Here is a 25,483-nt window from a genome sequence, read left to right on the forward strand (position 1 = left end):
TTTATTTGCTTTCATTGCTAATATCGCTCTTTTTAGAATTACCGATAGGACAAATTATATTGTCAGTATCCGTAAGCCTTAATTTTTTCCACTCTTCAAAGCTGTTAACTCTAATAAGATTATGTGGGATCTTTGACGGTTCATCAATAATTTTAAGGCACTCGCTCGTCTCTCTTTTAAAATACTGCATAATAAGGTGATTATCGTCATTTTCCAAAGCCTTTTTTATACATTTTGCTTTTAACTTAACATAACCGCTATTACTTAGAGAATTTTTTGAAAAGAGCCTTATTGGGGCGCACTCGCTAATTATTTCCGTATAAATCATACGAAAAACAAAAAACGAAATAATTAGCAAAAATGGTAATAGAATAATATTTTTGTATCGTTTTAAAAATTTTAATTTTCTTTGAGCCGTCATTTTTATTCTCGCCAATATAACTTATACAATTCAAATTCATCTTGTATTTGATTGCTTATATTTATATCGTCTATACACCTGTGAGATTGCAAATCCAACTCCTTTAATTTCCTTTTATTCTTCGTTTTATTTGCTTCATTTAATTCTTTTATAAAATTATCATAGTTAAAATCCGCGCATATCATTTTGGAAGCTTGATTATAAATTTCTTTTTGTCCGCAAACTCTACTATCAAAGGCAATACCGTTTAATAACAATAAATTTTTAGTTTCATTTGCTTCTTTTAGCTTAGCTGAAAGTCGTATTTCCACAAATAAACATTTGCTTTTATCTAGCATATACGGTAGAATTAAAAGTAACGTAAAAATAATTAACACCAAATAAAAGACTATTTTTAAAATCTTTTTTAGCAATCTCATTTTATCTCTTTATTTTTTGATTAAAATTCTATCTATAAAATTAGTATTGCCGTCTCTATAAATGACCTTGCCATTTCTGTATATGACTTTTCCTGAGCCCGGATTTAAATACGGCACATAAACCAGTTGTGTTGCATAATAACCTTCATAAGCAATAATTTCTCTATTTGGCTCCAACAAACTCAATTCTTTTTGAATATCGCTTCCACCAATATAACATACAGTCAACTCTATAGGCATGTTGGGATTATTTTTATACTTTTCTAATTTTAGAAATTCTTGCTGTAGCTTTTTTGCGGTTTCTATTGGAGGATCGTTATAAAAACTAAATAATGTAATGCCTTCTTTATCTGAAATACCGTGGTCTGCATAGGTTATTTTATCGGAAGGGTTATACTTATCCATACCTATTTTATTAGCCGTTTCTATAAGCCGCGATATAATATTTGTCTTTGATTCCGGATCCAATTTATTTATATCCACATTCCTACTTTTTGAATAATCGAGTCCTGAGAAAATTCGCAAGTTATTTATCAATGTACTTTTATTCGCCATAGAGTTACTAGCCGAAAAACTATATAGACCGATGTTGGAATTTCCTTTTGAGCTTATGCCTAGAGCCTTATTGAAATAATTGAGGCTATCTGTTGCCCTAGCGTTAGCTCTTGTCTCCTGATTACCATCGATATCAGCTCGATAAATTCCATCCTTAAAATCTTGTAAATGGCTGTTTTCATGCGATTGTACAAAATAAAAACTGCTAAAATCGGTTTTTATATTATTGTGTTTATCTGTAGAGAATACAGTTGTAATAGTTTGGTTTTTGGGATTAAAATTCCCCATTAATACTTGACTATTTTTACCATTAGGGCTCGCTAGATATACTGCTGTGATATCCGTTCTTAAGCCCATAGCATAGTTCTTGGCATTCATATATGCCTCTTGAATTTGTTTCTTTTCTGCTAGGCTTAGGCTTTTATCACTCATAGCTTTAGCAAAAGATTCACCAAATTCTTTATCGAATTCATAGCTTGTATTATATCTACCAAGCTCCGTAAAATATTTATCAAACGATATGTCTCCCATCAATATATTATATCCGACATTTCCTATCATAGAAGCGCGATTATAATCATCCTTTATCTCATTCCTTCCCCCTTTACTAAACAACCTCATATCCACGCTTGCATCAACGTTAGAGCTTAGCTTGGTAGAGTATAGCTCTTTGCTTAGCTTGGAGCTATCTCTGTTTAATCTAGTAAGATCGTCTGAGTTATATAGAGCCTTATTGTTGGGATCGGATTGTAAAGAAGCAAGCTCATCTTTACTTAAAGAGCTTATATCTTTATCTCCTACTATAAGCTCTCCTTTTCCTATAGTAGCTAAGCTCTTACTCATAGAGTAGGATAGGTTTCTATTATTAGCGTAGTTAATCGATGAAATTTTAGACTTAGGATCGGTAGAGCTTTCTTTAGATTGAGCGTTTTGGCTATCCTTAGCTTGGGTATCGTTCTCTTTGCTTTCGCTTCCCTGTTGCGGATCTTTAAAAGCATAATTTGCCCCTATGCTTAAAGAATTTGATTTGTCGTATCTAGTGTTACTTAAATTTGAAAAAGTTAGAGTATCTGTTTTTAATCTAAGCTTGCCGTTATCTATGAAATTTCCATTCTCATCATAGTAGCCTGCGGCTATTAGTGAGCCTTTTAGATCGGTATTAGCTCCTACTTCTATGTTTAGCTCTTTGGCGGTTATACTAGATAGCACGGTCTGTTTTACCATAGTGCTTGATTTGGATCTGGAGTAGTTAGCGTTTATGCTTGAAAGCTTGGAATTTGAATACCTTACTATGTTGTTGCTTATGTCAAAGGGATTGTCCGGATCGGAGTTTGTTTTAGTTCCGCTTACGCCTATGCCTGCTGCTATAGAGCTTGATTTGCTATCGTAATTATAGCTATCTCTTAAGCTATGAAGGCTTAGATCATGTCCTACCTTTAAAGCTAAAACGTTATCCGCTCTAAGGTTTGCTCCTTTTATTAAAGCGTCGTTACTAGCTAAGGCGTATATATTATGTCCTGCATAAACTTTAGCATTATTGTGGCTAAGGCTATCCTCTTTCATATTGCTTCTAGAGTAATCAAGCCCTGCGCTTCCTCCTCCGCCTCCATACATAGTAGCAGATACTCTTCCGCTTACGGTTTTAGAGCTTTGTTTAGCTTCATAGCTATCTTGCGAAGCATCGATAAAGAGATTATGAGTGTTTAGGTGTATATCGTTACTAGCATATAAATTTGAGCCTTTGATATTTATAGCGGTATCTTTATTGCTATCAGTTAAAATTTTAATATTCTTGCCGCTAAGATTAGAAGCTAAGGAGCCAGTTGATTTAGAGCTATCTTTGGAAGCGGTTCCGCTAAGCTCTGCGGAGGCGCCTACGCTAAAGCCCCAGGTATATGAGCTTGCAGATGCGGCGCTTTTTTGGGAGATGAGGGCGGCGGTTAAAAGAGCAAGGGTAAAGAAAGAAAGCTGCTTTATAAATTTATTCATTTTTACCTTTTGAGCAGGGTATTAGAAATTTATTTTCTACGCCGTCTCTCTCCCCACACAAATTAATAATATATCCCGTCTACGCAGACATCGGCATTTAGTTCGGCGCACATTTTTATCATTTCTTTACTAAAGTCGATGGAATATATATCGTCCTTTTCTGTCATATCTATCACTATATCGATATTGGCGTCTAAATTTAATTCCGATACCCTCTTTTTGATATCATCGAAGTTCGTTTTTAAAATTTCATACAAATCTTTTAAGGCATCGCTTGTAAATACGCACTCTTTCTTGGCAGTATAGCATAGCCATCTACAGCTATTTCTAACCTTGCCGCGCCTTTCATCTATGTCGCCGATTTTATATTTTTTTATATAACTAATTTTATATTCATTGGTCTTCTCATCTAGGATCAAGTCCGAAAAATCAAAGTTATATTTATCCGACGATAAATAAAAAGCAACATACATAGTAGTCATTTATGCTCCTCATAAATTTACAAATTTACTGGGCTTCTATCATTCGCCCGGTAGTTTTATGCTTCAAAAATATAGTTTTACTTTCCTTATGATAATATATATCATAATGTGAAGGTATTTTATCAAATTGACCATCTAAATTCGCTTCTTTTAGAGCATGCGCATCTGCATAATCTCGTGTTTTTGCTAACTCATTTGCCGCTGCGTTACTACCAACTCTTTTGGCATCTTTTGCATTGTCTGCATAACGTATATTCTCCCCAAATCCCGTTTCTCTACCCTGAATACCGCCGCCGATCGTTAATTCTGGTTTTATAGGCGATTGAGGCATTTGAGTGTATGGTAGTTTTTCTTCTCTATTTTTAGGGAATATTTTTATATGATCATTTTTGTCCCAGCTTCTTGCCTGTATATTTTTATTTTCTAAATCGTTTAGAATTCTATCATAATTTATGTTTGATCGTTCCTTTGTAGTGCCGCCATTGTCAGGATATTTTCCAGGATAATTCCAGTAAGCATTGTATTGATCGCCTTCATACCAATTTGTTAACCAATTTCCAAAATCTTTTGATAACTGTCTAGTCTTAATAAAAAAGATAGAAGCGGAGGCTGCCTCTATAATAGGCAGAACAGCTGCCACAGCAGCATCATCACTCTTCCTCTGGTCCAGCGAGTAAAAGTATCTGGTATCGGCTACTACGGTTTTATCGTTAGGATTTACTTTGGGCGAATAGTCGTTAAGGCTTCTACCGTTTAATCTTAAAGCCTTTTCCGACATACTTAACATGCCTAGGGCATAGTTGGTAGCGAATTGATTTTGCGCGGGATCTTTAGGTATGAAAGAGCCTCGTTTATTATCGCTGCGATGAACAAGCTCGTGTCGCAAAGATGTCATAAATTCTTTCGCATTGCTAATGTGCTTCGTATTGATATATACGGCATTCGGATCGTCTGAGTTAAATTTTCCTCCGCTTCCTCTATTTAGATTGGCAAATTTAACCTTTACCCCCATTTGATTTGCTATATCCTGTGCGGCTCGTTGCTTTTTAAATATATCGGCACTAGGATCGTTTAGTACGTCAAGATTTGCCGCAAGCGACATACTATCTTTATCGTATCCGCTAGTAAAGCCTCCGATATAATCAAATATTTTAGAGACTTTCGCATTCTCGGTAGTGGCTATTAAATTTATCGCTTCGTCTATCGCACTACCCCTATTAAGCTCATCCTTTATCTCATTCCTTCCCCCTTCGCTAAAGAGCCTCATATCCACGCTTGCATCAACGTTAGAGTTTAGCTTAGTAGAGTATAGCTCCTTGCTTAGCTTAGAGCTGTCTCTGTTTAATCTCGTAAGATCGTCTGAGTTATATAGAGCTTTATTGTTAGGATCAGATTGTAAAGAAGCAAGCTCATCTTTGCTTAAAGAGCTTATATCTTTATCTCCTACTATAAGCTCTCCTCTGCCTATAGTAGCTAAGCTCTTACTCATAGAGTAGGAAAGGTTTCTATTATTAGAGTAGTTAATCGATGAAATTTTAGACTTAGGATCGGTAGAGCTTTCTTTAGATTGAGCGTTTTGGCTATCCTTAGCTTGGGTATCGTTCTCTTTGCTTTCGCTTCCCTGTTGCGGATCTTTAAAAGCATAATTTGCCCCTATGCTTAAAGAATTTGATTTGTCGTATCTAGTGTTACTTAAATTTGAAAAAGTTAGAGTATCTGTTTTTAATCTAAGCTTGCCGTTATCTATGAAATTTCCATTCTCATCATAGTAGCCTGCGGCTATTAGTGAGCCTTTTAGATCGGTATTAGCTCCTACTTCTATGTTTAGCTCTTTGGCGGTTATACTAGATAGCACGGTCTGTTTTACCATAGTGCTTGATTTGGATCTGGAGTAGTTAGCGTTTATGCTTGAAAGCTTGGAATTTGAATACCTTACTATGTTGTTGCTTATGTCAAAGGGATTGTCCGGATCGGAGTTTGTTTTAGTTCCGCTTACGCCTATGCCTGCTGCTATAGAGCTTGATTTGCTATCGTAATTATAGCTATCTCTTAAGCTATGAAGGCTTAGATCATGTCCTACCTTTAAAGCTAAAACGTTATCCGCTCTAAGGTTTGCTCCTTTTATTAAAGCGTCGTTACTAGCTAAGGCGTATATATTATGTCCTGCATAAACTTTAGCATTATTGTGGCTAAGGCTATCCTCTTTCATATTGCTTCTAGAGTAATCAAGCCCTGCGCTTCCTCCTCCGCCTCCATACATAGTAGCAGATACTCTTCCGCTTACGGTTTTAGAGCTTTGTTTAGCTTCATAGCTATCTTGCGAAGCATCGATAAAGAGATTATGAGTGTTTAGGTGTATATCGTTACTAGCATATAAATTTGAGCCTTTGATATTTATAGCGGTATCTTTATTGCTATCAGTTAAAATTTTAATATTCTTGCCGCTAAGATTAGAAGCTAAGGAGCCAGTTGATTTAGAGCTATCTTTGGAAGCGGTTCCGCTAAGCTCTGCGGAGGCGCCTACGCTAAAGCCCCAGGTATATGAGCTTGCAGATGCGGCGCTTTTTTGGGAGATGAGGGCGGCGGTTTTAGAGGCTACGTTGGCAGTAGCCAGAGCGATATTTGATAGATAGTATTTCTCTTCGTCCTTTACGTCCTCTATTATGTTTTGTAAGTCTTCGATATCGGAATAATCTATGCCTACCTCTTTGGCCTTATAGCGGTTTTTTAACTCGATAAGTTTATCCTGTAGAGCATTTTTCTGATCCTTATACTCCTTAAATTGCTTTTTAGTCTGATTTAGCTGTTTTATCGCTTCCGCTAAAGCAATAGCCGCAGGAGCGAGCTGGGCGTATTCGTTTTGTACGGTAAGAGATAGGGATCCTTCCAGATGCTTAGAGCTAGATGAGGAGCTTGCGGTATCGGTGGAATTTATTATATTTATATTTCCATCTTTGGATATTAAGTTAAGATCCTCTTCGGCCTTTAAGCTTGAACCTATAACGCTTAGGCTATTATCCCCTCTAAGAGTTATGTTTTTAGCTTCCATATTAGAAGAGACGGTCTCGGTACCGTATAAGTTCGTATTGGATTTATCGTATGAGGCGTCGGCTAGCTTTACTTTAATGCTCGTATCTTTCTTAAACTCATCTAAGGACTTAGGCTTCATCTGATTTAGCGAGTCTTTCGCTTTAGTAATAGATACGGAGGCGCTTTTTGCTACATTGTGCTCGCTGTATTCGTTAGTGGCTGCGGATATCGTTAGGTTTTTAGCGTCTATATTTATATCTCCGCCCGCTTTCATATTTGAAGTTATAAAAGCTGTAGGAGAGTTTAAGCTTATATCGCCCGCGGCTTTGATATCGGATAGTTTAGATATACCTTCCTTTACCTGCTTGCTATTATAATCCGATCTATATACCTCGGTAAAGTTACTACCGCCTATCTTTTCTATCCCGGCCTCTAATGCGATATTATCCATTGCCCCTACGGAAGCTGCTATCGCTACGGGATAGTTGAACACCGAGAGCGGATTGAAGCTTCTTTTCTTATGGGCGCTTAGCTCCTCTTTATACTCCTTGGCCGCTAGGATATTTATGGAATTTCCCGCGCCTAAGTTTAGATTGCGTCCGCTTGAAATATCCGCGGATATTAGGCCTAGATCGTTCTTTGCTCTTAAGTTTATATCTCCCGTTTCGCTCGATAGGGAGGAGCTTTGCAAATTTCGTTTATAAAGCGAGTGCATATCCATACTAGCTTTCAATCCGCCCAAAGAGGATTTGGAGCTATTTTTATAGTTTAAGGAGTTATAGCTTAGAGGCGATATATTTATATTGTTTCCCGCCTGCATATCTATGGCTTCTTTAGCTTTTAACGCAGAGCCCGCTATATTGATATCCGCTTCTTGCGAGCTAAGCATTATATTTTTAGCCCTTATGCTAGTTGGTACTACGCTTTGATTTAAAGCTTTAGTAGTAGTGCTTTTTTTGGATAAAAAGCCGCTTTCTTTAAATTTGCTCTCGTAGTAGTTGCTATCGATATCCCCACTTAGATTTATGGAGTTCTTTGCCTGTAGCAAAGCATCTCCGTTATGAGCATTAATATCCGCTCCGCTTATGGCTATACCGCCTGCTTTTATTAAGATATTATCTTTGGAGTTAAGTTTGGAGCTTGTATTCTTAACGATATCCTCTTTATAGTATCCGCCCTTGCTTTTAAAATTATAGCTTAGCTTCTCCTCCGCGCTATTTATATTTACGTCCTTTGCGGCGTTTAGGATTAAATTTGCAGCAGAGTCTATGCTTGCTCCGGTTACGGTTATATCACGAGCTGCATTTAATGCTACGTCGCCTTCGATAGATTTTATATTTGAGATAGTGCCTATATAGGTGCTGCTTTGATCGCCGTAGGCTCTATTTAGGTTTATCTCTTTACTTAGAGTTTTATGTACTATATCTCTGCCCGCGTTTAAGCTTACGCTGCGTCCTTGTATCAAAGAGGATGCGTTTATTATATCCTTTTTGGCCGATATGCTTAGGGCGTTCGCGGCGATGATGGAGGCGGAGTTTAAATTTGATACGCTGCCCGCTTTGAGGCTCATATTAGAGCCCGCGTAGATTATCCCTTCGTTTCTAAGATCGCCGTTTACGCTTAGATCTATGCTGCCTCCTGCGTATATCAAAGAAGGTGCGGAGCTAAGCAGGGTGCCGTCATCTTCCTCCGAAGAGTTCAAGGATGTCCTTTTTTTATCATAAAGCAAGCTTAGCTTATTGTGCATATATGAAAAATCCGGTATCAGCTCGCTATAAACGTAGAAGGTGTTATAAAATTTACTGCTTATAGGCGAAAAGAGATTGTTTATATAGCTGGGCCTAATGATATCTTGCATATCCGCTTCGTTATTAAGGCTAGGCGCGAGATCGTTTTTATCGAGATTTAAAGCGTTAGGATTACCGAGCCCTTTGCCTATTAGGGAGTAATCTATTTTAGAAAAAGCTTCCTTTATAAGAGTAGGAGCGTTACCAGAGTTTATCTGCCCGTGTGAGTTTAAATTTGAAATATCGCCCGCGTAGCCTTTTATATCTTTTTTAGCTCCTATTATGGAGATAATAGCAGGCTGGGAGTAGTAGATAATCTTTTGGTCGCTATAGCCGCCTTTACCGCCGTGGCTTTTATGTTTCCATCTATACTCCGCCTGGCTCGTTATACTATGATTTAGACTTAAAGAGCGGTTGTTTAGACTCTTTACATTTAAGAGCAGATCGTTATAGGCATAAATTACGCTCTTATCGTTATTTAGCTCATCTATGTTAAGGTTGCTATCCCCTGCGGAGATTATGTTTGAACCCATAAATTTACTTAGGCTATCTTCGCTTATATACTCTTTATTGATGCTGTAGCTTATCTGCCTTAATCTCTCCTTCTTATGAGGCTTGCTTCTTCTTATGCCGAAGAGATTGTCTTTTAAGCTTAACGTTATAGCGTCATATAGCCTAGTATCCTCCCCCGGAAGCCTAGTATTTTTATATAAGCTTAATACGTATAGATTCATATCCTGCTCGCTAAGCTCCTCCATGATCTTAGCGTTTAGCTCGTCCGGGCTAATATTGGGATTTTGCTTGAGGATGCGCTCTTTTATCTCTGCCGCATTGACCTTTAAAGGGATGGCTACGCCGCTGCAACCCCAACCGTCACCATTGCAAGTAAAATCTATATTATAACCGGTGCTTTGAACCCTCTTTACGGGCTCGTTAACCGAGCGGTTGTTTAGCTTTTTAGCGCCGATATTAAGAGTGTTTTTTGCATATATCAAAGAGGAGGCGTTAATTATCTCGTCTGCCTTGCCCTCCCCGCCTCTTTCATTAAAAATATTTAAATTTCTTTGAGAGATGATGTTGGATAGCGCTTCGTTGCTAAGAAGGCTCGTATTTATAACTATATCCCCTCCGCTAAGTATATTGGACGCGTCTTGATTGAGGATATTTTTAGCGTTTAAAGCTATGCCGTTTTGCGCATAGATGAGAGCTTTTTTATTGATTAGGCTTTCAGAGTTTGTTATCAGCTCGCCGCGCGCGATTAAAGAACCTAAATTTAAAATTTGCTCCTTTGCTTTTAAAGCTAAATTTCCAAGTGCGGCTATGATGCTTTCGTTTTTGATACTCTTTGCGTTTATGATCAGATCTTTATTGGAAATCAGCCTTTGCAAGGCGATAAAATTTCCTTGTAGGTTTAAGTATATATCGCCACTTGCGTAGATCCCTCCGTTATAGCTCAAATCGTCCTTTAGCCCCAGATATAAACTACCGTCAGATCTTAACTTACCTAAAGCGCTAAGACTATCTAGGTTTAAAGCGAGATCCCCTTTGGAGCTTATCAGCCCCTCTTCGTTGTTAAGAGTGCCTTTGTTTATGATTAAATTTCCTCCGCTTAGGATAGAACCCTTAGAGTTATCTATGCTGTCGTAGCCTAAAAGAGCGCCTCCTAGGGAGATGATCTTTGAGCTTTCGTTGCGTAGATTGTTGCCGCGCAAGCTTAAGCCCTCTTGCACTATAAAGGTAGAACCTGAAAGGTTATAAAAATTTGGAATTTCAGAATCCAACGCCCTTAATACCATTAGGCTATTATCGTTTAAGAGACTCTCTTTTATATCTAAATAGCTTTCGTTTGAAAGTATCGCTCCGCCTATATTTGATATATGATCCGCGCTTATTATGCTAAGCTCGTTTTTGGATGGAGGGATAACTCCTGTTTTAAAAGAGTCTTTGCTCTCATCTAAGCTTAACTCCTTTAGTCTTTCGCTCTTAGCCGCTCCTATTACGGCTCTATCTTTGTTGCTTAGGCTTTTCGCTTCTATCTTTAAGGCAGAGCTTGAGCTTATGGAGCCTTTTATATTATCTAGCCTATCCGCTTTTATCTTTAGAGTATTAGCCTGTATATTTCCTCTGTTTTCTACCGAGGAGGCTTTTATACCCAGATTAGAGGCTGAAATTTTAGAGCCCTTTTGGTTGGAGACGGTCTTGGAGCTGATTTGAGTCTGTCCGTTAGAACCTAGCTTTCCTTCATTTATCAGATCTCCGTTGGCATCTATCTTTAAAGAGCTGTCCGCCAAGATAGCCCCTTTATTGTTTATGCCCGCTCCATCTTTAGTAGATATTATATTTATCCTGCCCGCATACATTCCTCCTAAGGCTGAGGAGTCTATGGATACGCCATTGGGATGCGATCCCCCTTCTTGCTCGATCTTTAGATTATCCTGCCTCAATCCGGAGTTTGTATTTTTTAAAGATACCTTACCGTCAGTCGCTACTACGTTGATCTCGTTTGCGTAAATTTTACCCTCCAGCTTTAGGCTATTAGATATTACGTTTAGATAATCTCCGTTGTCGTTTAGGCCATTCGCTCCTATATTTATAGAGCCTTCCTTGCTTATGTTTAGGGATTTAAGATGTCCGTTTTCATAGGAGGGTGTGGTGGTGCTTAACGTAGTGGAGGAGGAATTTATTATGGTAGCGCCGTTTACGTTGATGCCGCTAGGATTAGCGATGATGAGATCGGCTTTTCTGCCCGCTATCTCTATATTACCCTGTAAATTTGAAGGAAGAGGCGAGTTTACCTGATTGATTATAAGCTTAGCCTCGCCGCGATTGAGCCTCGGATTTGGCGGTATGTAGCCTGCAGTTTTACTTATGGATCCTGCTTGAGAGTTATTAAATACCGTGCCCTCTTTAGGAGTGTTGAGCTTGGAGTATTCGTTGATAGAAATCCCCTTATCGTTAGGGGAAGCGATATCTATTTGAGTGGCGGGAGCATTCGGAGTTTGAGACACCGAAGCTCTATGATTTACGGGAGCGGAGTTATCGGGTATTATCTCGCAATATGAAAAACAGGGAGCCAGCAAACTAAGAAGCAAAAGAGCGGCAAGGCGTTTCTTCGCTTGGGTAAAGACGCCGAAATATTCTTTTGTATCAGTAGGGGCGCTAAGACGCCCTGCGCCATTAAAAATAGAGCTTAAACATAAGATTTGCATACTAATAACCTCCGATTGCGATGGGTTTATATCTTAAATTTCTTGAATACTTTCTTAAAAAAATAGTAAATTTAGGATATTTTATTTAAAATTTGTTTGAATTAACTTTGGAGTTCGGTCTGGGCGCAGGATTGCTATTTCTCGGCTCTTAGTACGGCGTATCTGCGCTAAAATAGTTAGTAAAATTTATTAAGCATTATATAGTCTTAGTTTATATTAAACGCCGCGGTAAGCGCCGATAAAATTTCGCTAAATTTAAAAGTCGTAGCTTAAAGAGAAATTTAAAGCGGGACTATCCGTTTTAAAATTTTCCGGTTTGCTAATAGGAAAAGCCACCAAAAGATCATAGGTAAAAGAGCCTGAAATATTTCCTCTAAGGCCTACGCCTCCTCCGCTAAGCATTTCACCCTCTGCTGGATAATCTTTTCCCTTAGAGCTGAGTTTGCCGACATCAAAGGCCAGGTAGACGCCGTTGTTTTTAAAATACTTATATTCCAAGGTATTTCTTATATAAAAACCGCTATCTCCAAGCAGGCTCATCTGCCCGTCAAACCCTCTAACGCTATAGTATCCGCCGATATTTAGCCTATCTATGGGGCTAAGATGAGTGCTGGCTCTTCTTGCATAAAGCTCCAGTTCGTAGCTTAAAGGGATGGCGGAGGATCTGGTTTTAAAATTTAACGCGGCGTTTATCAAATGGTACCTTGAGCTTCCGCCGCCGAAGTCTTCATCGGGCGCCCTTAGAGCGTTAAACTCCCCCGTGGATTTTAGGTACGAAAGCATCATCTCTACCGAAGAGTTGTCAAAAAATACCTTGGATTTTAGCCCCGCCTCATAGCCGCCTTCACGCTTTCTTTGGTTACTAAGCTCATAATCTTGTATATAGTTTTTATACTTTTTTTGCCAAATTCTAAAAAACAGAGAATTTTTGGAGTTTTGATTTCTAAAATATACGTAGTTAAGATCCAAATTTCTTCTAACGCTGCTTCCGCTATAGGTATAAAGCTCATACGCTCCAGGCACTATTTGATCATAGGTGTATCTGTTCTGCCAAAAAGATAGAGAAAAGTATCCAAAAGGTATACTAAAGCCCGCATAGTAATTAGCTGATCTTCCGCTCTTGCTATCATCTCCTAAAGATTTTTTATCTCCTCTTAAAAAATTTCTACCGTAAGAAGCAAATACGCTCTCGTTTAATCCAAGCAAATTTAAGCCGTAAAGCATAGCTGCACCTTGGTATTTGCCGCTAGATTTGGAGCCCATATTATCCGCGCTTAATCTAAGCAATAAAGGAGAGCTTTGCTGCTTAGAGATATTGATATCGGAGTAGCCCTGCTTTGCGGAAGGGCTTAAGCTTATCTCCGCCTCGCTTCTTGAAGCGGCATTAAAATTTTCCATAGCCTGCTCCAGATCTCTTAAGCTTAAAATCTCTCCCCTCTTATCGCCGCCGAATGCGGTAAAGATGCTCCTTTGATTTTTAGCTCTAGAGCCCGGCTCAAGCGAAATCTCGCCTATGCGTCCGGGATGCAGAGCCAAAAGAAGGGTGCCCGAGGAGATGTTTTGCTGGGGGATGGAAACGGACGTAGTGATAAAGCCTGCGGATATGATTTTGTTGTTATACGCTCTTGCCAGAGCTAAAATTTCATCGCTTCCCAAGCAGTCGCCGCTTTTAAATTTAAGCTCTTTTAGAGTGGAGCTTAGAATTCTTTCAACCCCGGGCGGAACGGAATGATCGGAATTCGAGGTAGAATTGATGGACTTAGCGAGAGTTTTTACTTTCGCGCGCCCCAAGTTTTCATCATTCGGCTTAAAGGGAAGAACACCCCAGCCAGCACCGTCTTTAGGGTTAACGGCTGGAGTTTTGGGATCATCTTTGTTTTTAAATTCGTAATCCGCTTCGTTAAATTTAGAATCCGCGCTACTTTTCTGCTCGTTTTGCGCTTCTGCGCTAATCAGTTTGATATCATAAATTTTAAAGCAAATTCCCGCTTTCTTGGGCTCCGCGGTTGCGCTTGAAGCGAGAGACTCTTCGCTGCGTATCGTTATGAAAGGATCCTCGGTGCCCTGTCTAATTGATCTTATTCTTTGCTCTTCGGAATTTATGGCGCCAGAAATATCGGCAGGAGCAGCCATTAACACTTTAGGAGCTAGGCTTAAGCCTATAAAGATAGAAGCTAGAATAAGCTTGACGCTTTTAACGCCACAGGGTTGCAAAGAGGCTCCTTTAAATTTGCTATCGTAGCGATAAGATAATGGTTTTTTATAAAACATCGATTGCGCCCATTTTTTACGATCGGAATATTGCCGCAAAAGAAAACTTTTTATAGCTTAAGCTGGCAAAAGCATCTATTGGCATATATTCGCATATATTCGCTTTTTATAGGCTTTGTCTTCCGCTAGGGCTATCAATTAAAATTGATGATAATACACTAATTTTTTAAATTTTCGGGCAAGGCTTCTTGGGTTTCGGTGCTAATTGAGATTTTAGATTTTATTATGCCTAGAATTTTGATTTTTAATATAGTAGTTTCTCTTAAACTACCTGTATAATCTAGCGTTTTTAGCATTTGAAATTTTTTTGAAAAAATTTACAAAAGCCGTAAAGTATGGCTTTCAAAAAAATCAAAAAATTAAAAATAGGGATGAAATTTGATAGATGGTGTCCCCGACAGGATTCGAACCTGTGGCCTCAAAATTAGGAATTTTGCGCTCTATCCTACTGAGCTACGAGGACAAAATCGACAATTTAATCGCCGATAATATTCATAACATCGTCTAGTTTTTTGTGAAGATCTTTGTCATTGATGGGCTTTGTCATAAAGTCATAAGCACCTTTATTTAAAGCCTCTCGTTTAGCGGTCTCGTCCGTCGTAAGGACAATGACGGGGATATGAGCTATACTTTCTCTAGCGTGAAGATTATCTAAAAATTCCAGCCCATTCATCACAGGCATTACGATATCTAATAAAATTAAATCAACGGGCTGAACTTCGAGTACGGCAAGGGCGTCCAAGCCGTTTTTGGCTTGGAGTATGGTTTGGAATTTGCCGTATTTTTTTAGCATAACTTCAAGTAACTTTAAATTTATAGCGTCGTCATCAACCGTTAAAACTTTCAAATCTCTCATTTAAAACCTCATCCTTATATATATTTTTGTGCGAGTTTCTCAAGACCCGACTTGGTGATATTGTAACTAGCGACTTCGCTAAATAGTGGATTTTCATCGTTGTCGTTAGAAAACAGCACTAGCTTTGTCATAGGCGCTTTTAGGCGTAAGCTCTCTAACGCCGCCAAGTCTAGCCCTGCTAGCTTTTTATCAACCAAAACAAGCTTATAGCTGCCCGTAGCCGCCATAGAAATAAGCTGGTCGAAATTGCCCGCAATTTCTACGTCTTTATACTGGTGTTTTAATATGCTGGCAAAAATTTTACTTTCCATAATGTTTGCCTTGCATATAAGTATATCTTTTGTCGGCACACGCGCACCTTTAGCTTTCACTACGTCATCGGAAACTATGCTTTTTTTAGGAACTAGCTTCATTATCGTCTTTGGCACTTTGACAGTTTTAATGACCGTCTTAGGCACCTGGCGTTTGACAAGCTTTTTAACCAGCTTCTTTGTAGTTCCACCGGCAGGCGCTGCATCAGATCGTTTATCACCGATAAAATTATCTAACATTTGAGCTAAGATATCTTTTTTGATTGGCTTGGTGCAGTATTCGTCAAGTCCTGCTGCCATAAATTTCTCTCTATCGCCCTTTAGCGCATTGGCAGTAACAGCCACGATCGGGATGTGGCGAAGATTATTCTCGTGTTCGTATTGCTTGATCTGCTTTGTAGATTCGATACCGTCCATAACAGGCATCGAAATATCCATAAATATGAGATCATAGTCGTTATTAGCTTTTCTGGCTTCCAGTGCTAAAAGCCCGTTTTCTACTATCGTCAAATTCATATTAAAGCTATTTAACGTATGCTTCATAAGCTTTTGGTTGATCTCATTATCTTCCGCTATAAGAATTTTAGCGTTATATTTTCTATTGACCAAAGGTACATTTTCATCGGCAGGATTTCGCTCTACCGGCACTTCAACCTCTTCTTCAACTTCGACATCCTCTTCGACCATAATGGTTTCTTCCTGCTGCTCGTCTTCGTATACGGTGACGGGCACCTCGACCATCTCCTCTTCCTCAGGCTGCGGGATAACTACCGGTTCGACTTTTACGCTAACAGGCTCGATCTCGGGCTCTTCGACATAGTCGTTTTGAGTAGCAGGCTCCACCTTAGGAATATCTACAGGCTCCGGCTCAATACTCGGCTCTTCGACAGGAATATTTTGAGCTGCTGGTTCTACTACTGGCGTTACCGGTTCAGACTCGATATTTGAAGGCTCCTGTTTAACCTCTTCAAGTTTTGGCTTGATAGGTTTTAGTTCAGGCTCAATTACTACCGGCTCTGGCTCAACAGCGATAGGTTCTGGTTCGATTATCTTTTCAGTTGGAATTTCAGGTTCTGAAAGTTTAACACTTGAAATTTCATCTTCATGAGCAGAAACACTTGAAGTATCAGGCTTCGAAGCTTTAGCGATAGGAATTTCAGGCTCGGTTTTAACGGCTACAGGAATTTCTTCTTCTACGCTTGGAATTTCAACCTTTTTGGCAGGCTCTTGCACCTTGGCACTCGGTTTGATATCCGAAAGATCGATATCTATATCAGGAATTTCAATCTCAGCCTTAGGCGTCTCAACCTTAGCCTTTGGAATTTCTATTTTTGCAGGCTCAACCTTTACTTCTTCTTCCTCTTTTTTGATCTTAGGAAGCTCTATTTCGATATCAGAAAGATCAATGCTAGGAGTTTCGGCTTTAGGAGCCTGGGTCTGCGTCGCATGTGTTTTGAGCCCCACAAAATCATCAGGAATTTCCAAAGATATAGGCTCATCGATATCAGTCTGGGCATCCTTTGTGCTTGAAGGCTCTACCTTTGGCTTTTCTGCGCGCGGGATTACTATTTCAGGAATATCAATATCGATCTTTGGCGATTCAGGCTCTATCTTTTCAATCTTAATATCACTCATAGGCTCGATATCTATAGGCTTAATGACCGGCTCTTCCACCTTAGGAGCTTCTTTTTTGAGCTCTTGAGCAATACTAGGCTTACTAACAGCCTCCTCTTTATGCGCAGAATGAGCCTCGGCATCATGCGTACGCCTTCTGCTTTGCAAGATAGCGCGTAGCTCGTCTGCCGACGAAGTACTAGCATGTCGTAATTCATCGAGCTTGTTGATGATAGGCCTTTCTTTTACTACCGGCTCTTCCATAATCATTTCATCAGCGACGATAGGCTTTTCTACCTCAGCATCCAGCTTAATCTCATGCGTCTGTGGAGCAAAATCCGATCTGCTTAGAGCAATTCCGGATTTTGAAATTTTATCTAGCGTCTTAACAAATTTAGTTAAGTTAAAAGGCTCTGTGAGGGTAAAAATTTTAGAATTTGAAATACTAATACTTTGAAGCTCTTTCGGCTTAAGAGTTAAGATCGTAGGCATACTCAATATATCGCTAACCTCGCCGTAATTCTTAAATCTAGTGATAAGAGCGTCATATTTATTATTATTTTGCGCTGAGCGGAACTGCGCGTTTGTATTAAATATCGAAATTTTACCGCCTAGCTTGCTGATATAGTTTTTAACGATATCATTATACATCGTATCGGCGCTATCGGCTAAAAGCGCAAAATTTAATCCTTTGATACTTTCAAATACTGCGTCCGCATCGGTCTTTTGTGTCTCTTTAAAAGCAAGGGTGAAATAAAATCTAGTACCTTTTCCTACGGTAGATTTAACCTGAAGCTTACCACCCATCATCGCGACGTATTTGGACGAAATCGTAAGTCCAAGGCCCGTTCCGCCGTATTTACGCGTGATGGTAGAGTCTGCTTGCGAGAAGGCGTTAAATACGTTAGCGAGCTTATCTTCCGAAATTCCGATACCGGTATCCTCGACGCTAAACGTTACGATCGCCTCTCCCGGAGCTTTGCTAGGCTCTCTTAAAATTTCAACTACGATAGTGCCGTGCTCAGGCGTAAATTTGACCGCATTTGACATGAGATTGATAAGAACCTCTTTGATCTTCGTAATATCTCCGTATAGGTGGTGCACGAGTGTAGGATCGATGTAAAGCAAGATGTCGATATTCTTTTCGGCAGCCTTGGCGACGTAAATTTCAACCGCACTTTCGAAATCTTGGATAGGATTGAATAAAATATCCTCAAGCTCGACCTTATTGCTCTCGATCTTAGAGACATCCAAAATGTTATTAATGATCGTTAGAAGGTTTTCGGACGATTTTTCGATGGTATCAACATAATCGCGCTTCTCTTCATCCAGATCGGTATTTTTAAGAAGCTCCGTAAAGCCGATGATGCCGTTAAGCGGCGTTCTGATCTCGTGCGACATATTGGCTAAAAAGATCGATTTTGCCTTATTGGCATCCTCCGCAGCACCCTTTTGATATGCAATCAGATCGAGCGCGTCCTCAATAAGCGAATACGCTTTGTTAACACCCTCACTAGTCCTAACGTCGATATGCTCGTGCTGATTCGTCAAATCGCCGATTCGGCTAAGCACGTTGCCGAGGTCGGTAACGTTCTGTCTTAAACGTCTTGTGATACCCAAGGCAAAAACGACCAAAATAGCCGCTAAAACCCATATACCAAGAGCTATAAATAGGTTTCTTAGTCTTTGCGCTAGATAAGTATCAGCATGCGCTGCAAGCTCAGCATTGATCTTTTCAGAAATTTCGCTTAACTTTTTATATTTAAGTGTAGTAGAGGCAAACCACTCTTGAAAAGGCACGCTATAGTGTCCCTCATCCGCTTCTTGCTGCAATGTGGCTGAAATTTTAGCAGTCTCTCTTAATGCGTTTTGAAATTCCTCTCCGTCTAGAATTTTTAAAATCGCGGCTCTAGCATCCGATTCCGGCAAGAAGTAGTAATTAGGAAGCGAACTAGATAGGTTGAAGCTAGCCCAAGTCCTTAGTTGCGCCTGATTCATCGCTTTGCTGCCGATGATGTATTCGATAATATAGTCGCGCTCCGATGCGGTGGCGTCCATCGCCTCATAGGTATTAAGCAATGAAACCGTCCAAACGGTAATATTTGAGCTTACAAGACCCTCTCTTAGCACTCGTTGGATTGTTTTTACATCATTATCGAATTTTTGAAAATATGAGCTGAAAAGCTCACCGAAGCTTTTGCTTTGAGCATCAACATCCCTTCTTACCTGCGGAAGCTTGTCTAATAAACCGTCTATATCGGCCTCGGCAGCCAAAAGCTCGTCATTACCGGTGCCGTAAGCGAAAATATCAAAAATAGTCTTTTTTACGACATTTTCACTGATATTTTTGCTTTCTTTATACTTTGCAAGCGCATCGTCGGTTTTTTTACGTTGACCCGATAGAAGGGTTCCCATACCGGGGTTTCCCTCGCTACCCAAAAACGCCGAAGTAATACCGCGCTCTTTATCTACCTGCTCTACTAACGCCGCGAGATTGCTATTTTTAGCAATTTGCTGCTGCAAAATTCCCACCCTGGCGTAATCCTGTAAAGAGATAAACAAGAAATATGATGCAAACGCGAAAATCAAAAGTAGCGGGATACCGCTAACAAGTCTCAAAGCACTTGTAGTATTTAAATTCATACAAAATCCTTCAAAGCGCAGCTTACGCGACGTTAAATTTTATTCAACCGGAGAAACGAAGTCGCTTCCGTCACGCTAGGCGGAGACGATTTAGCCGTCCTGCAAAGTTAATGGGTGATTTTACTAAACAAATCTTTAAATATAGCTTTTTGCGTTAGGTTTTCGTTAATGATTGTTTAAAATTTTTTCGGCGGTTTGGATATTCGTAAGCGATCTGATCTCCTCGAAGCTCGCCGCATAAATGCTCTCAAAATCGCCGTAAAAGTCCAAAAGCTTCTTCAGGCTGCCCTTGCTAACGCCCAAGCTTAGCAGCTTTGAGCTTTGCAGATCGAGTTTGCGTTTGCTCTTTTGGTGAAACGAGATCGCAAAGCGGTGCGCTTCATCGCGTAGGCGTTGAAAAAACTGCAATTTTTTATCATCCGTAGGCAGCGAAAAAATTCCGCTTTTCGTGCAAATTTTATCTTTCGCAGCTCCCTTTGCACGGTGGGCCTTGGCGTCGATCTTTTCTTTAGAGATAGCGATTATATCGACGTTTGCTCCGACGCTGCAGATTATTTCCTCCGCCAAGTTTAGCAGAGCCGTTCCGCCGTCGATAAGCCACAGATCGGGCGCTGCGAGCTCGTCAAATTTAAGCGCACGGCTAGTTAGATACTCGCGCATCTGATCGTAGTCGTTGTTTGAGCTAAGGTGCTTGTGGCGGTAGTTTTGCTTGTTAAACTCGCCGTCTTGAAAGCTTATCATAGCCCCCACGGCCGCGGCGCCGAACATATGCGAATTGTCAAAAACTTCGATATTTACTGGCAAATTCGTAAGATTAAAATAATCCTTCAGCTCCTGCAAAAATGCATAATCGTGCGTTTTTAGATGCTTTTTGATATTGATCTCGCAGTTTTGGTATGCGATCTCGCAAATTTTACGCTTCTCGCCGATCTTCGGCGCGTAAATTTTAAAGGCTCTTTCATGCCGCTTGGATAAAATTTCGCACACCAGATCCGCATCGTCAAACTCGTCGTAAACGTAAATTTTAGCGCACGCCACGGGAGCCGCGGCCGGAAAGGCGCTTAAGATCATCTGTTTGTAGGCGTTTGCGATATCATCGGCGCTTGGGGCTTTGCAGTTAATTATATGCGAGTTTGAGGCTGAAATTTTACCCTCGCGTATGCTAAAATGCACGGCACAGACGAGCTCGTCGCGTGCAGCAATCGCAAAGACCTCGAAATCATCGAGCTTTGCCAGATCGACCTCAACCTTTACATTCATCTGTTTTAAAATTTCGATCGTATCGCGGATCTGCGCGGCTTCTTCGAAATTTTCGCTCTGCGCTAGCCGCGCCATCCGATCCTGAAGCTGCGGTACCATTTTTTGCGGATTTTTAAGAGCTGCAAGCGCGCTTTGTACGATACGAGCGTAATCCTGCTTTGAAATTTTATCCTCGCACGGAGCGGCGCAGCGCCCGATCTGGTGGAACAAACAGGCCTTTTTGCCCTTGACGCAATTTTTCTTCTGCACGAGCGGAAACTGCATGTAAAGCGTCTGTAAAATTTCCTTTGCGCCGTGAAAATAGGGGCCGAAGTATTTGATGTTTCTGCCCTTTACGATCTTTCGTGTGATCTCAAAGCGCGGGAAATCGTCGTCTAAATTTACGTAGATATAAGGATAGGTCTTATCGTCGCGCAGCAGGATGTTATATTTTGGCTTAAGCTGCTTGATGAAGGAATTTTCTAGTATCAGCGCGTCGCTCTCGCTGGGGGTGACGATGTATTCTAAATGCGCCGCCTCGCTTATCATCTTGGCAATGCGCGCGCTTAAGCGCGGGCTCGGCGCGAGAGCGGGCGTGAAAGAAAAGTAGCTTTTGACGCGATTTTTTAAAATTTTAGCCTTGCCGACGTATAGCAGCTTGCCCGCGACATCGAAGTACTGATACACGCCGGGGCTAGCAGGCAGGCTCTTAATCTCCTCTATTAGCAAGGATCAGCCCTCTTATCTCTTCAAAAATTTTATAAATTTGCGGATCTTGGATTTTGTTTTTGAATCCTCCGTTCGAGCGCTCGGGCGAGAAAATTTCGCTGCTTCGGCGCATATTCATTTTAAAGGCTTGCGCGCGTCTTTTATTCATCAGCCTACTTGCGACGAAAAATTTTATATCGCGCACGCTGCAAAGCTCCGCCGTCTCTCTAGCGGCTACGAAGCGCTTTAATACGTCTTTTATTAAATTTATATTACTATCGCGTTTTAGTTCGCAAAGCCCCGCCGGGTGCTTCGCGGCTATCATCAAAATGCCATCTTTGACGTAGATGAAGGCGATCAGCCTTTGCCAACTAAGCGGCAAAATCGCTAAGAACTCGCCTCTTTCTCGCATCTTGGCATATAAAGGATCTTTTCTGATATGAGCGATTATTTCTCTTGCATTTTCCATAGACGGATTTTAGCATTTTTTATCTTAGTTTTGCTTAGCGGCTGCGGATACAAAGCACCGCCTTTTTACTCGGACGCGGATGAGCAAACCGTGAATGCAGAGGCATCCGCCGCGGATGACAACAAAACAAACGACACGAAAGGCGGCGTTAGAATTTTACGCGATAAATAGCCTACTTTTAGCTTTGCTTTGTTATACTTTTAAAAATTTTTACAAAGGAATTTCATGCAAACGGCAGACATTTTAGTGCTGGACTTCGGCTCTCAATACACCCAGCTGATCGCTAGGCGCTTGCGCGAACAAGGCGTTTACACTGAGCTAATCGCATACGACGCGCCGATCGACAAGATAAAAGCAAAAAACCCTAAAGGCCTTATTTTAAGCGGCGGACCCGCTAGCGTTTACGCCAAGGATGCGTATTTTTGCGACGATAGAATTTTTGAGCTTGGAATTCCGATTTTAGGTATCTGCTACGGCATGCAGCTCATCGCGCATAAATTTGGCGCCAGCGTCGTGCCTGCGGGCAAAAAAGAGTATGGCAAGGCTTCTTTAAAGCTGCTTCGCGCTAGCAAGCTATTTGGCGGCGTGGAGGATAACTCGATCGTTTGGATGAGCCATTCGGACAAGGTCGAGAGCCTGCCAGATGGCTTTGAGGTAATGGCAAGCTCGGACGAGAGTGAGTGGTGCGTATTTGGTGACGAGATCCGTAAAATTTACGCGCTACAATTTCACCCCGAGGTCTGCCACAGCGAGTTCGGCGATAGAATTTTAAAAAATTTCGCCAAAGAGATCTGCGGAATAACCAGCACTTGGAATATGGGCAGCTTCGCCAAAGAGCAGATGATCAAAATAAAAGAGCGCGTAGGCAACGCCAAGGTGCTTTGCGCGGTAAGCGGCGGTGTGGATAGCTCGGTCGTAGCGGCGCTTTTGGCACATGCGGTGCCGCAGAGCCTGATAGCGGTTTTCGTCGATAATGGACTGCTCCGCACTGGCGAGCGCAAGGCGGTAGAGGAGATGTTTAGACTCAAACTGGGCGTGAGCCTGGACGTAGTCGATGCTAGCGAGCTGTTTTTAAGCAGGCTGAAAGGGGTGGTCGATCCGGAGCAAAAACGCAAAATCATCGGCGCGACCTTTATCGAGGTTTTCAGCAAAGAGGCGGCAAAATACAAAAACGTAAAATTTCTAGCCCAGGGTACGCTCTACACCGACATCATCGAAAGCTCGGTCGCGGGCTCGAGCAAGACGATCAAGAGCCATCACAACGTAGGCGGCCTGCCTAAGGATATGAAATTTGAACTGATCGAGCCTCTGCGCGAAATTTTTAAAGACGAAGTGCGCCAGCTGGGGCTTGAACTAGGCCTTTCGCGCGAAGTCGTTTTCCGCCATCCATTCCCGGGTCCTGGCCTTGCGATCCGCATAATGGGCGAGGTAAATACGCCAAGTCTAGAGCTACTGCGCAAAGCCGACGTGATCCTACGCGACGAGCTAAAATCAAGCGGCTGGTACAACAAAACGTGGCAGGCGTTTTGCGTGTTGCTAAACGTACACTCCGTCGGCGTCATGGGCGATAACCGCACCTACGAAAACGCCGTGTGTATACGCGTAGTGGACGCCAGCGACGGTATGACGGCCAGCTTCTCGCACCTACCTTACGATCTGCTAGAAAACGTCTCTCGCCGTATCATAAACGAAGTGGACGGCATCAACCGCGTAGTTTACGACATCTCGAGCAAACCGCCTGCAACGATAGAGTGGGAGTAAAATTTTATAAATCAATATTAATGCAAAGAGCCAAAGATATGAAATTTAAATATTGGTTGCCAGACGAAAATAATGAGAGGCAAGAGCATGAAACAGATAAAAATGCAGTTATTATAGTCGGCGCTAATGGCTCTGGAAAAAGTAAGCTAGGAGCATGGATAGAACAGCAGAGTATGGACTTGGTTCATCGTATAGGAGCACAAAGGAATTTAAATTTCAAAGAAAATATTCCTTTAAGAAATTATTCCCAGTCGGAAGATTTGGTATTTTATGGGACTGACAATCCTGACTCTAAGGCAAATAAAGGGTATCGATGGGACTGGGGGAAATATACAACGAAAATGATGGATGATTTTGAAGCTGTTCTCTCGGCTATACTTGCATTAAAAAATGAAGAAAATGATGCATTTGTTAGTGAATACAAGAAAAGTAAAGAATCAAATCACAACATGCCAGATCCTCCAACAACAGCTGTTGATAAACTACTGGCTATATGGGATTGCGTATTTCCTCAAAGGAAACTTTATATATGTGATTCAAAATTTTATGCGGTACTGGGGGATCAAAAATATCCTGCTAATCAAATGAGTGACGGTGAGCGTTCAGTTTTATATTTTGCCTCTCAGGTATTATGCGTTCCTAAAGATAAAATTTTAATCATAGATGAGCCAGAAATTCATTTGCACAAATCTATAATGAATACTTTATGGACTACGCTCGAGCAATATCGTAAAGATTGTTTGTTTATTTATATTACACACGATATAAATTTTGCTACTTTACATGAGCATGCAGACAAATTTTGGATAAAACAATATAATGGTGTAAAATGGGTTTTTAAGAAAATTGAAAAAGATATAAATCTTCCTGAAAATTTACTACTGGATATACTTGGAAGTAGAAAAAGCGTATTGTTTGTCGAGGGCGGTAAATTTAGTTGTGATATACGACTTTATTCAATATTATATCCAAATTATTACATAATTCCTTGTGGAAGCTGCGAGCAAGTTATATCTCGAACAAAAGCATTTAGAGAAACCAATATACTACATCATTTTGAAGTATATGGAATAATAGATAGAGATTTTCGTAGTGAACATGAATTGGAAATATATAAAGCGAAAAATGTGTATGCCATTAATGTCGCGGAAATTGAAAATTTATTTATAACCGAAGAAGTTGTGCGATTTATAGCTAGCTGCTTTGGCAAAAACGAAAATGATATTTTTTCAGAAATTAAAAATTATATAGTAAAAGAAAGATTTGAAAAACAAATCGATAGCCAAATATCCAAGAGCGTCTTGTATGAGATAAAGTATAGGCTATCAAATTCCGCTATAGACGGCAGAAATAAGGAGGAAATAAATAGTTCGCTTAAAAATTTTATATCATCCTTAAAATATGAAGATATATGGAAAGAACAAAATGATAAATTTCAAAATGCATTATCAGACGATAATTACAAAGATATTATTAAAATATTCAATGAAAAGAACTTATCAAGCGCAATCGGTCACTATTTTGGAATTAAAAATAAAGAATACATTGCAACAGTCATTAGTATGATGTCTGCAAATGAAGTAAATAAGAAAAAATTTGTGTCAGCCTTGACATCATATTTGCCAACAGAAATACCAAGAAACTAAAATCATGTGGGCGAATTACGCAAAACTAATAAACTCTATAGAATAAGTAAAATTATATAAATTTTTGAATATA

General features: G+C 40.4%; 13 protein-coding genes and 1 tRNA gene. 3 read left to right on the plus strand and 11 right to left on the minus strand.

Annotated elements, in window-relative coordinates:
• Position 1: 1 nt before the first annotated feature.
• The 11 genes from Q0460_RS08905 to Q0460_RS08955 form a co-directional block, all read right to left on the minus strand.
• A complete protein-coding gene (locus Q0460_RS08905) occupies positions 2-421 on the minus strand; it encodes a hypothetical protein (protein ID WP_299086411.1) in 420 nt (139 codons plus the stop codon).
• A 2-nt stretch (positions 422-423) separates the two neighbouring features.
• On the minus strand, positions 424-840 hold the full coding sequence (locus Q0460_RS08910) for a hypothetical protein (RefSeq protein ID WP_299086412.1): 417 nt from the start codon (positions 838-840) through the stop codon (positions 424-426).
• A gap of 9 nt (positions 841-849) precedes the next feature.
• Positions 850-3,384, minus strand: coding sequence for a hemagglutinin repeat-containing protein (locus Q0460_RS08915; RefSeq protein ID WP_299086413.1), 2,535 nt, complete (start codon positions 3,382-3,384; stop codon positions 850-852).
• 62 nt (positions 3,385-3,446) lie between these two features.
• Complete coding sequence (locus Q0460_RS08920; RefSeq protein ID WP_297962257.1) at positions 3,447-3,866, minus strand: DUF4279 domain-containing protein; 420 nt, start codon at positions 3,864-3,866, stop codon at positions 3,447-3,449.
• Between the two features lie 25 nt (positions 3,867-3,891).
• The gene (locus Q0460_RS08925; protein ID WP_299086414.1) at positions 3,892-11,892 is read right to left on the minus strand and encodes a hemagglutinin repeat-containing protein; all 8,001 of its coding nucleotides are present in this window, start codon (positions 11,890-11,892) and stop codon (positions 3,892-3,894) included.
• A gap of 255 nt (positions 11,893-12,147) precedes the next feature.
• Positions 12,148-14,106, minus strand: coding sequence for a ShlB/FhaC/HecB family hemolysin secretion/activation protein (locus Q0460_RS08930; RefSeq protein ID WP_299086415.1), 1,959 nt, complete (start codon positions 14,104-14,106; stop codon positions 12,148-12,150).
• A 443-nt stretch (positions 14,107-14,549) separates the two neighbouring features.
• Positions 14,550-14,626: transfer RNA gene (locus tag Q0460_RS08935), tRNA-Arg, on the minus strand.
• A 12-nt stretch (positions 14,627-14,638) separates the two neighbouring features.
• Positions 14,639-15,019: a response regulator gene (locus Q0460_RS08940; protein WP_005869488.1), complete on the minus strand. Its 381-nt coding sequence runs from the start codon at positions 15,017-15,019 to the stop codon at positions 14,639-14,641.
• Positions 15,020-15,033: 14 nt separating this feature from the next.
• Positions 15,034-19,587 carry an ATP-binding protein gene (locus Q0460_RS08945; protein ID WP_299086416.1) on the minus strand — a complete coding sequence of 1,518 codons (4,554 nt, stop codon included), beginning with the start codon at positions 19,585-19,587 and terminating at the stop codon, positions 15,034-15,036.
• 165 nt (positions 19,588-19,752) lie between these two features.
• Positions 19,753-21,555: an excinuclease ABC subunit UvrC gene (gene uvrC, locus Q0460_RS08950; protein WP_299086417.1), complete on the minus strand. Its 1,803-nt coding sequence runs from the start codon at positions 21,553-21,555 to the stop codon at positions 19,753-19,755.
• Positions 21,536-21,946, minus strand: a complete 411-nt coding sequence (locus Q0460_RS08955) for a hypothetical protein (RefSeq protein ID WP_299086418.1) — start codon at positions 21,944-21,946, stop codon at positions 21,536-21,538. Before Q0460_RS08955 ends, uvrC begins: the two co-directional genes overlap by 20 nt.
• 27 nt (positions 21,947-21,973) lie before the next feature.
• Here Q0460_RS08955 and Q0460_RS08960 point away from each other — a divergent pair, with 27 nt between their 5' ends.
• The 3 genes from Q0460_RS08960 to Q0460_RS08970 are packed head-to-tail and all read left to right on the plus strand — an operon-like array spanning position 21,974 to position 25,410.
• On the plus strand, positions 21,974-22,174 hold the full coding sequence (locus Q0460_RS08960; RefSeq protein WP_299086419.1) for a hypothetical protein: 201 nt from the start codon (positions 21,974-21,976) through the stop codon (positions 22,172-22,174).
• A 54-nt stretch (positions 22,175-22,228) separates the two neighbouring features.
• Positions 22,229-23,764 carry a glutamine-hydrolyzing GMP synthase gene (guaA, locus tag Q0460_RS08965; protein ID WP_299086420.1) on the plus strand — a complete coding sequence of 512 codons (1,536 nt, stop codon included), beginning with the start codon at positions 22,229-22,231 and terminating at the stop codon, positions 23,762-23,764.
• A complete protein-coding gene (locus tag Q0460_RS08970) occupies positions 23,755-25,410 on the plus strand; it encodes a DUF4435 domain-containing protein (RefSeq protein WP_299086421.1) in 1,656 nt (551 codons plus the stop codon). Before guaA ends, Q0460_RS08970 begins: the two co-directional genes overlap by 10 nt.
• Positions 25,411-25,483: the final 73 nt, after the last annotated feature.

The sequence above is a fragment of the uncultured Campylobacter sp. genome, from assembly GCF_937980635.1.
Classification (GTDB): Bacteria; Campylobacterota; Campylobacteria; order Campylobacterales; family Campylobacteraceae; genus Campylobacter_B.

Coding starts and splice junctions, on each gene's coding strand:
- Q0460_RS08955 (WP_299086418.1), bottom strand. CDS start 21,946: ATGCGAGAAAGAGGCGAGTTCTTAGCGATTTTGCCGCTTAGTTGGCAA.
- Q0460_RS08910 (WP_299086412.1), bottom strand. CDS start 840: ATGAGATTGCTAAAAAAGATTTTAAAAATAGTCTTTTATTTGGTGTTA.
- Q0460_RS08945 (WP_299086416.1), bottom strand. CDS start 19,587: ATGAATTTAAATACTACAAGTGCTTTGAGACTTGTTAGCGGTATCCCG.
- guaA (WP_299086420.1), top strand. CDS start 22,229: ATGCAAACGGCAGACATTTTAGTGCTGGACTTCGGCTCTCAATACACC.
- Q0460_RS08925 (WP_299086414.1), bottom strand. CDS start 11,892: ATGCAAATCTTATGTTTAAGCTCTATTTTTAATGGCGCAGGGCGTCTT.
- Q0460_RS08915 (WP_299086413.1), bottom strand. CDS start 3,384: ATGAATAAATTTATAAAGCAGCTTTCTTTCTTTACCCTTGCTCTTTTA.
- Q0460_RS08905 (WP_299086411.1), bottom strand. CDS start 421: ATGACGGCTCAAAGAAAATTAAAATTTTTAAAACGATACAAAAATATT.
- Q0460_RS08920 (WP_297962257.1), bottom strand. CDS start 3,866: ATGACTACTATGTATGTTGCTTTTTATTTATCGTCGGATAAATATAAC.
- Q0460_RS08940 (WP_005869488.1), bottom strand. CDS start 15,019: ATGAGAGATTTGAAAGTTTTAACGGTTGATGACGACGCTATAAATTTA.
- Q0460_RS08960 (WP_299086419.1), top strand. CDS start 21,974: ATGAGCGATTATTTCTCTTGCATTTTCCATAGACGGATTTTAGCATTT.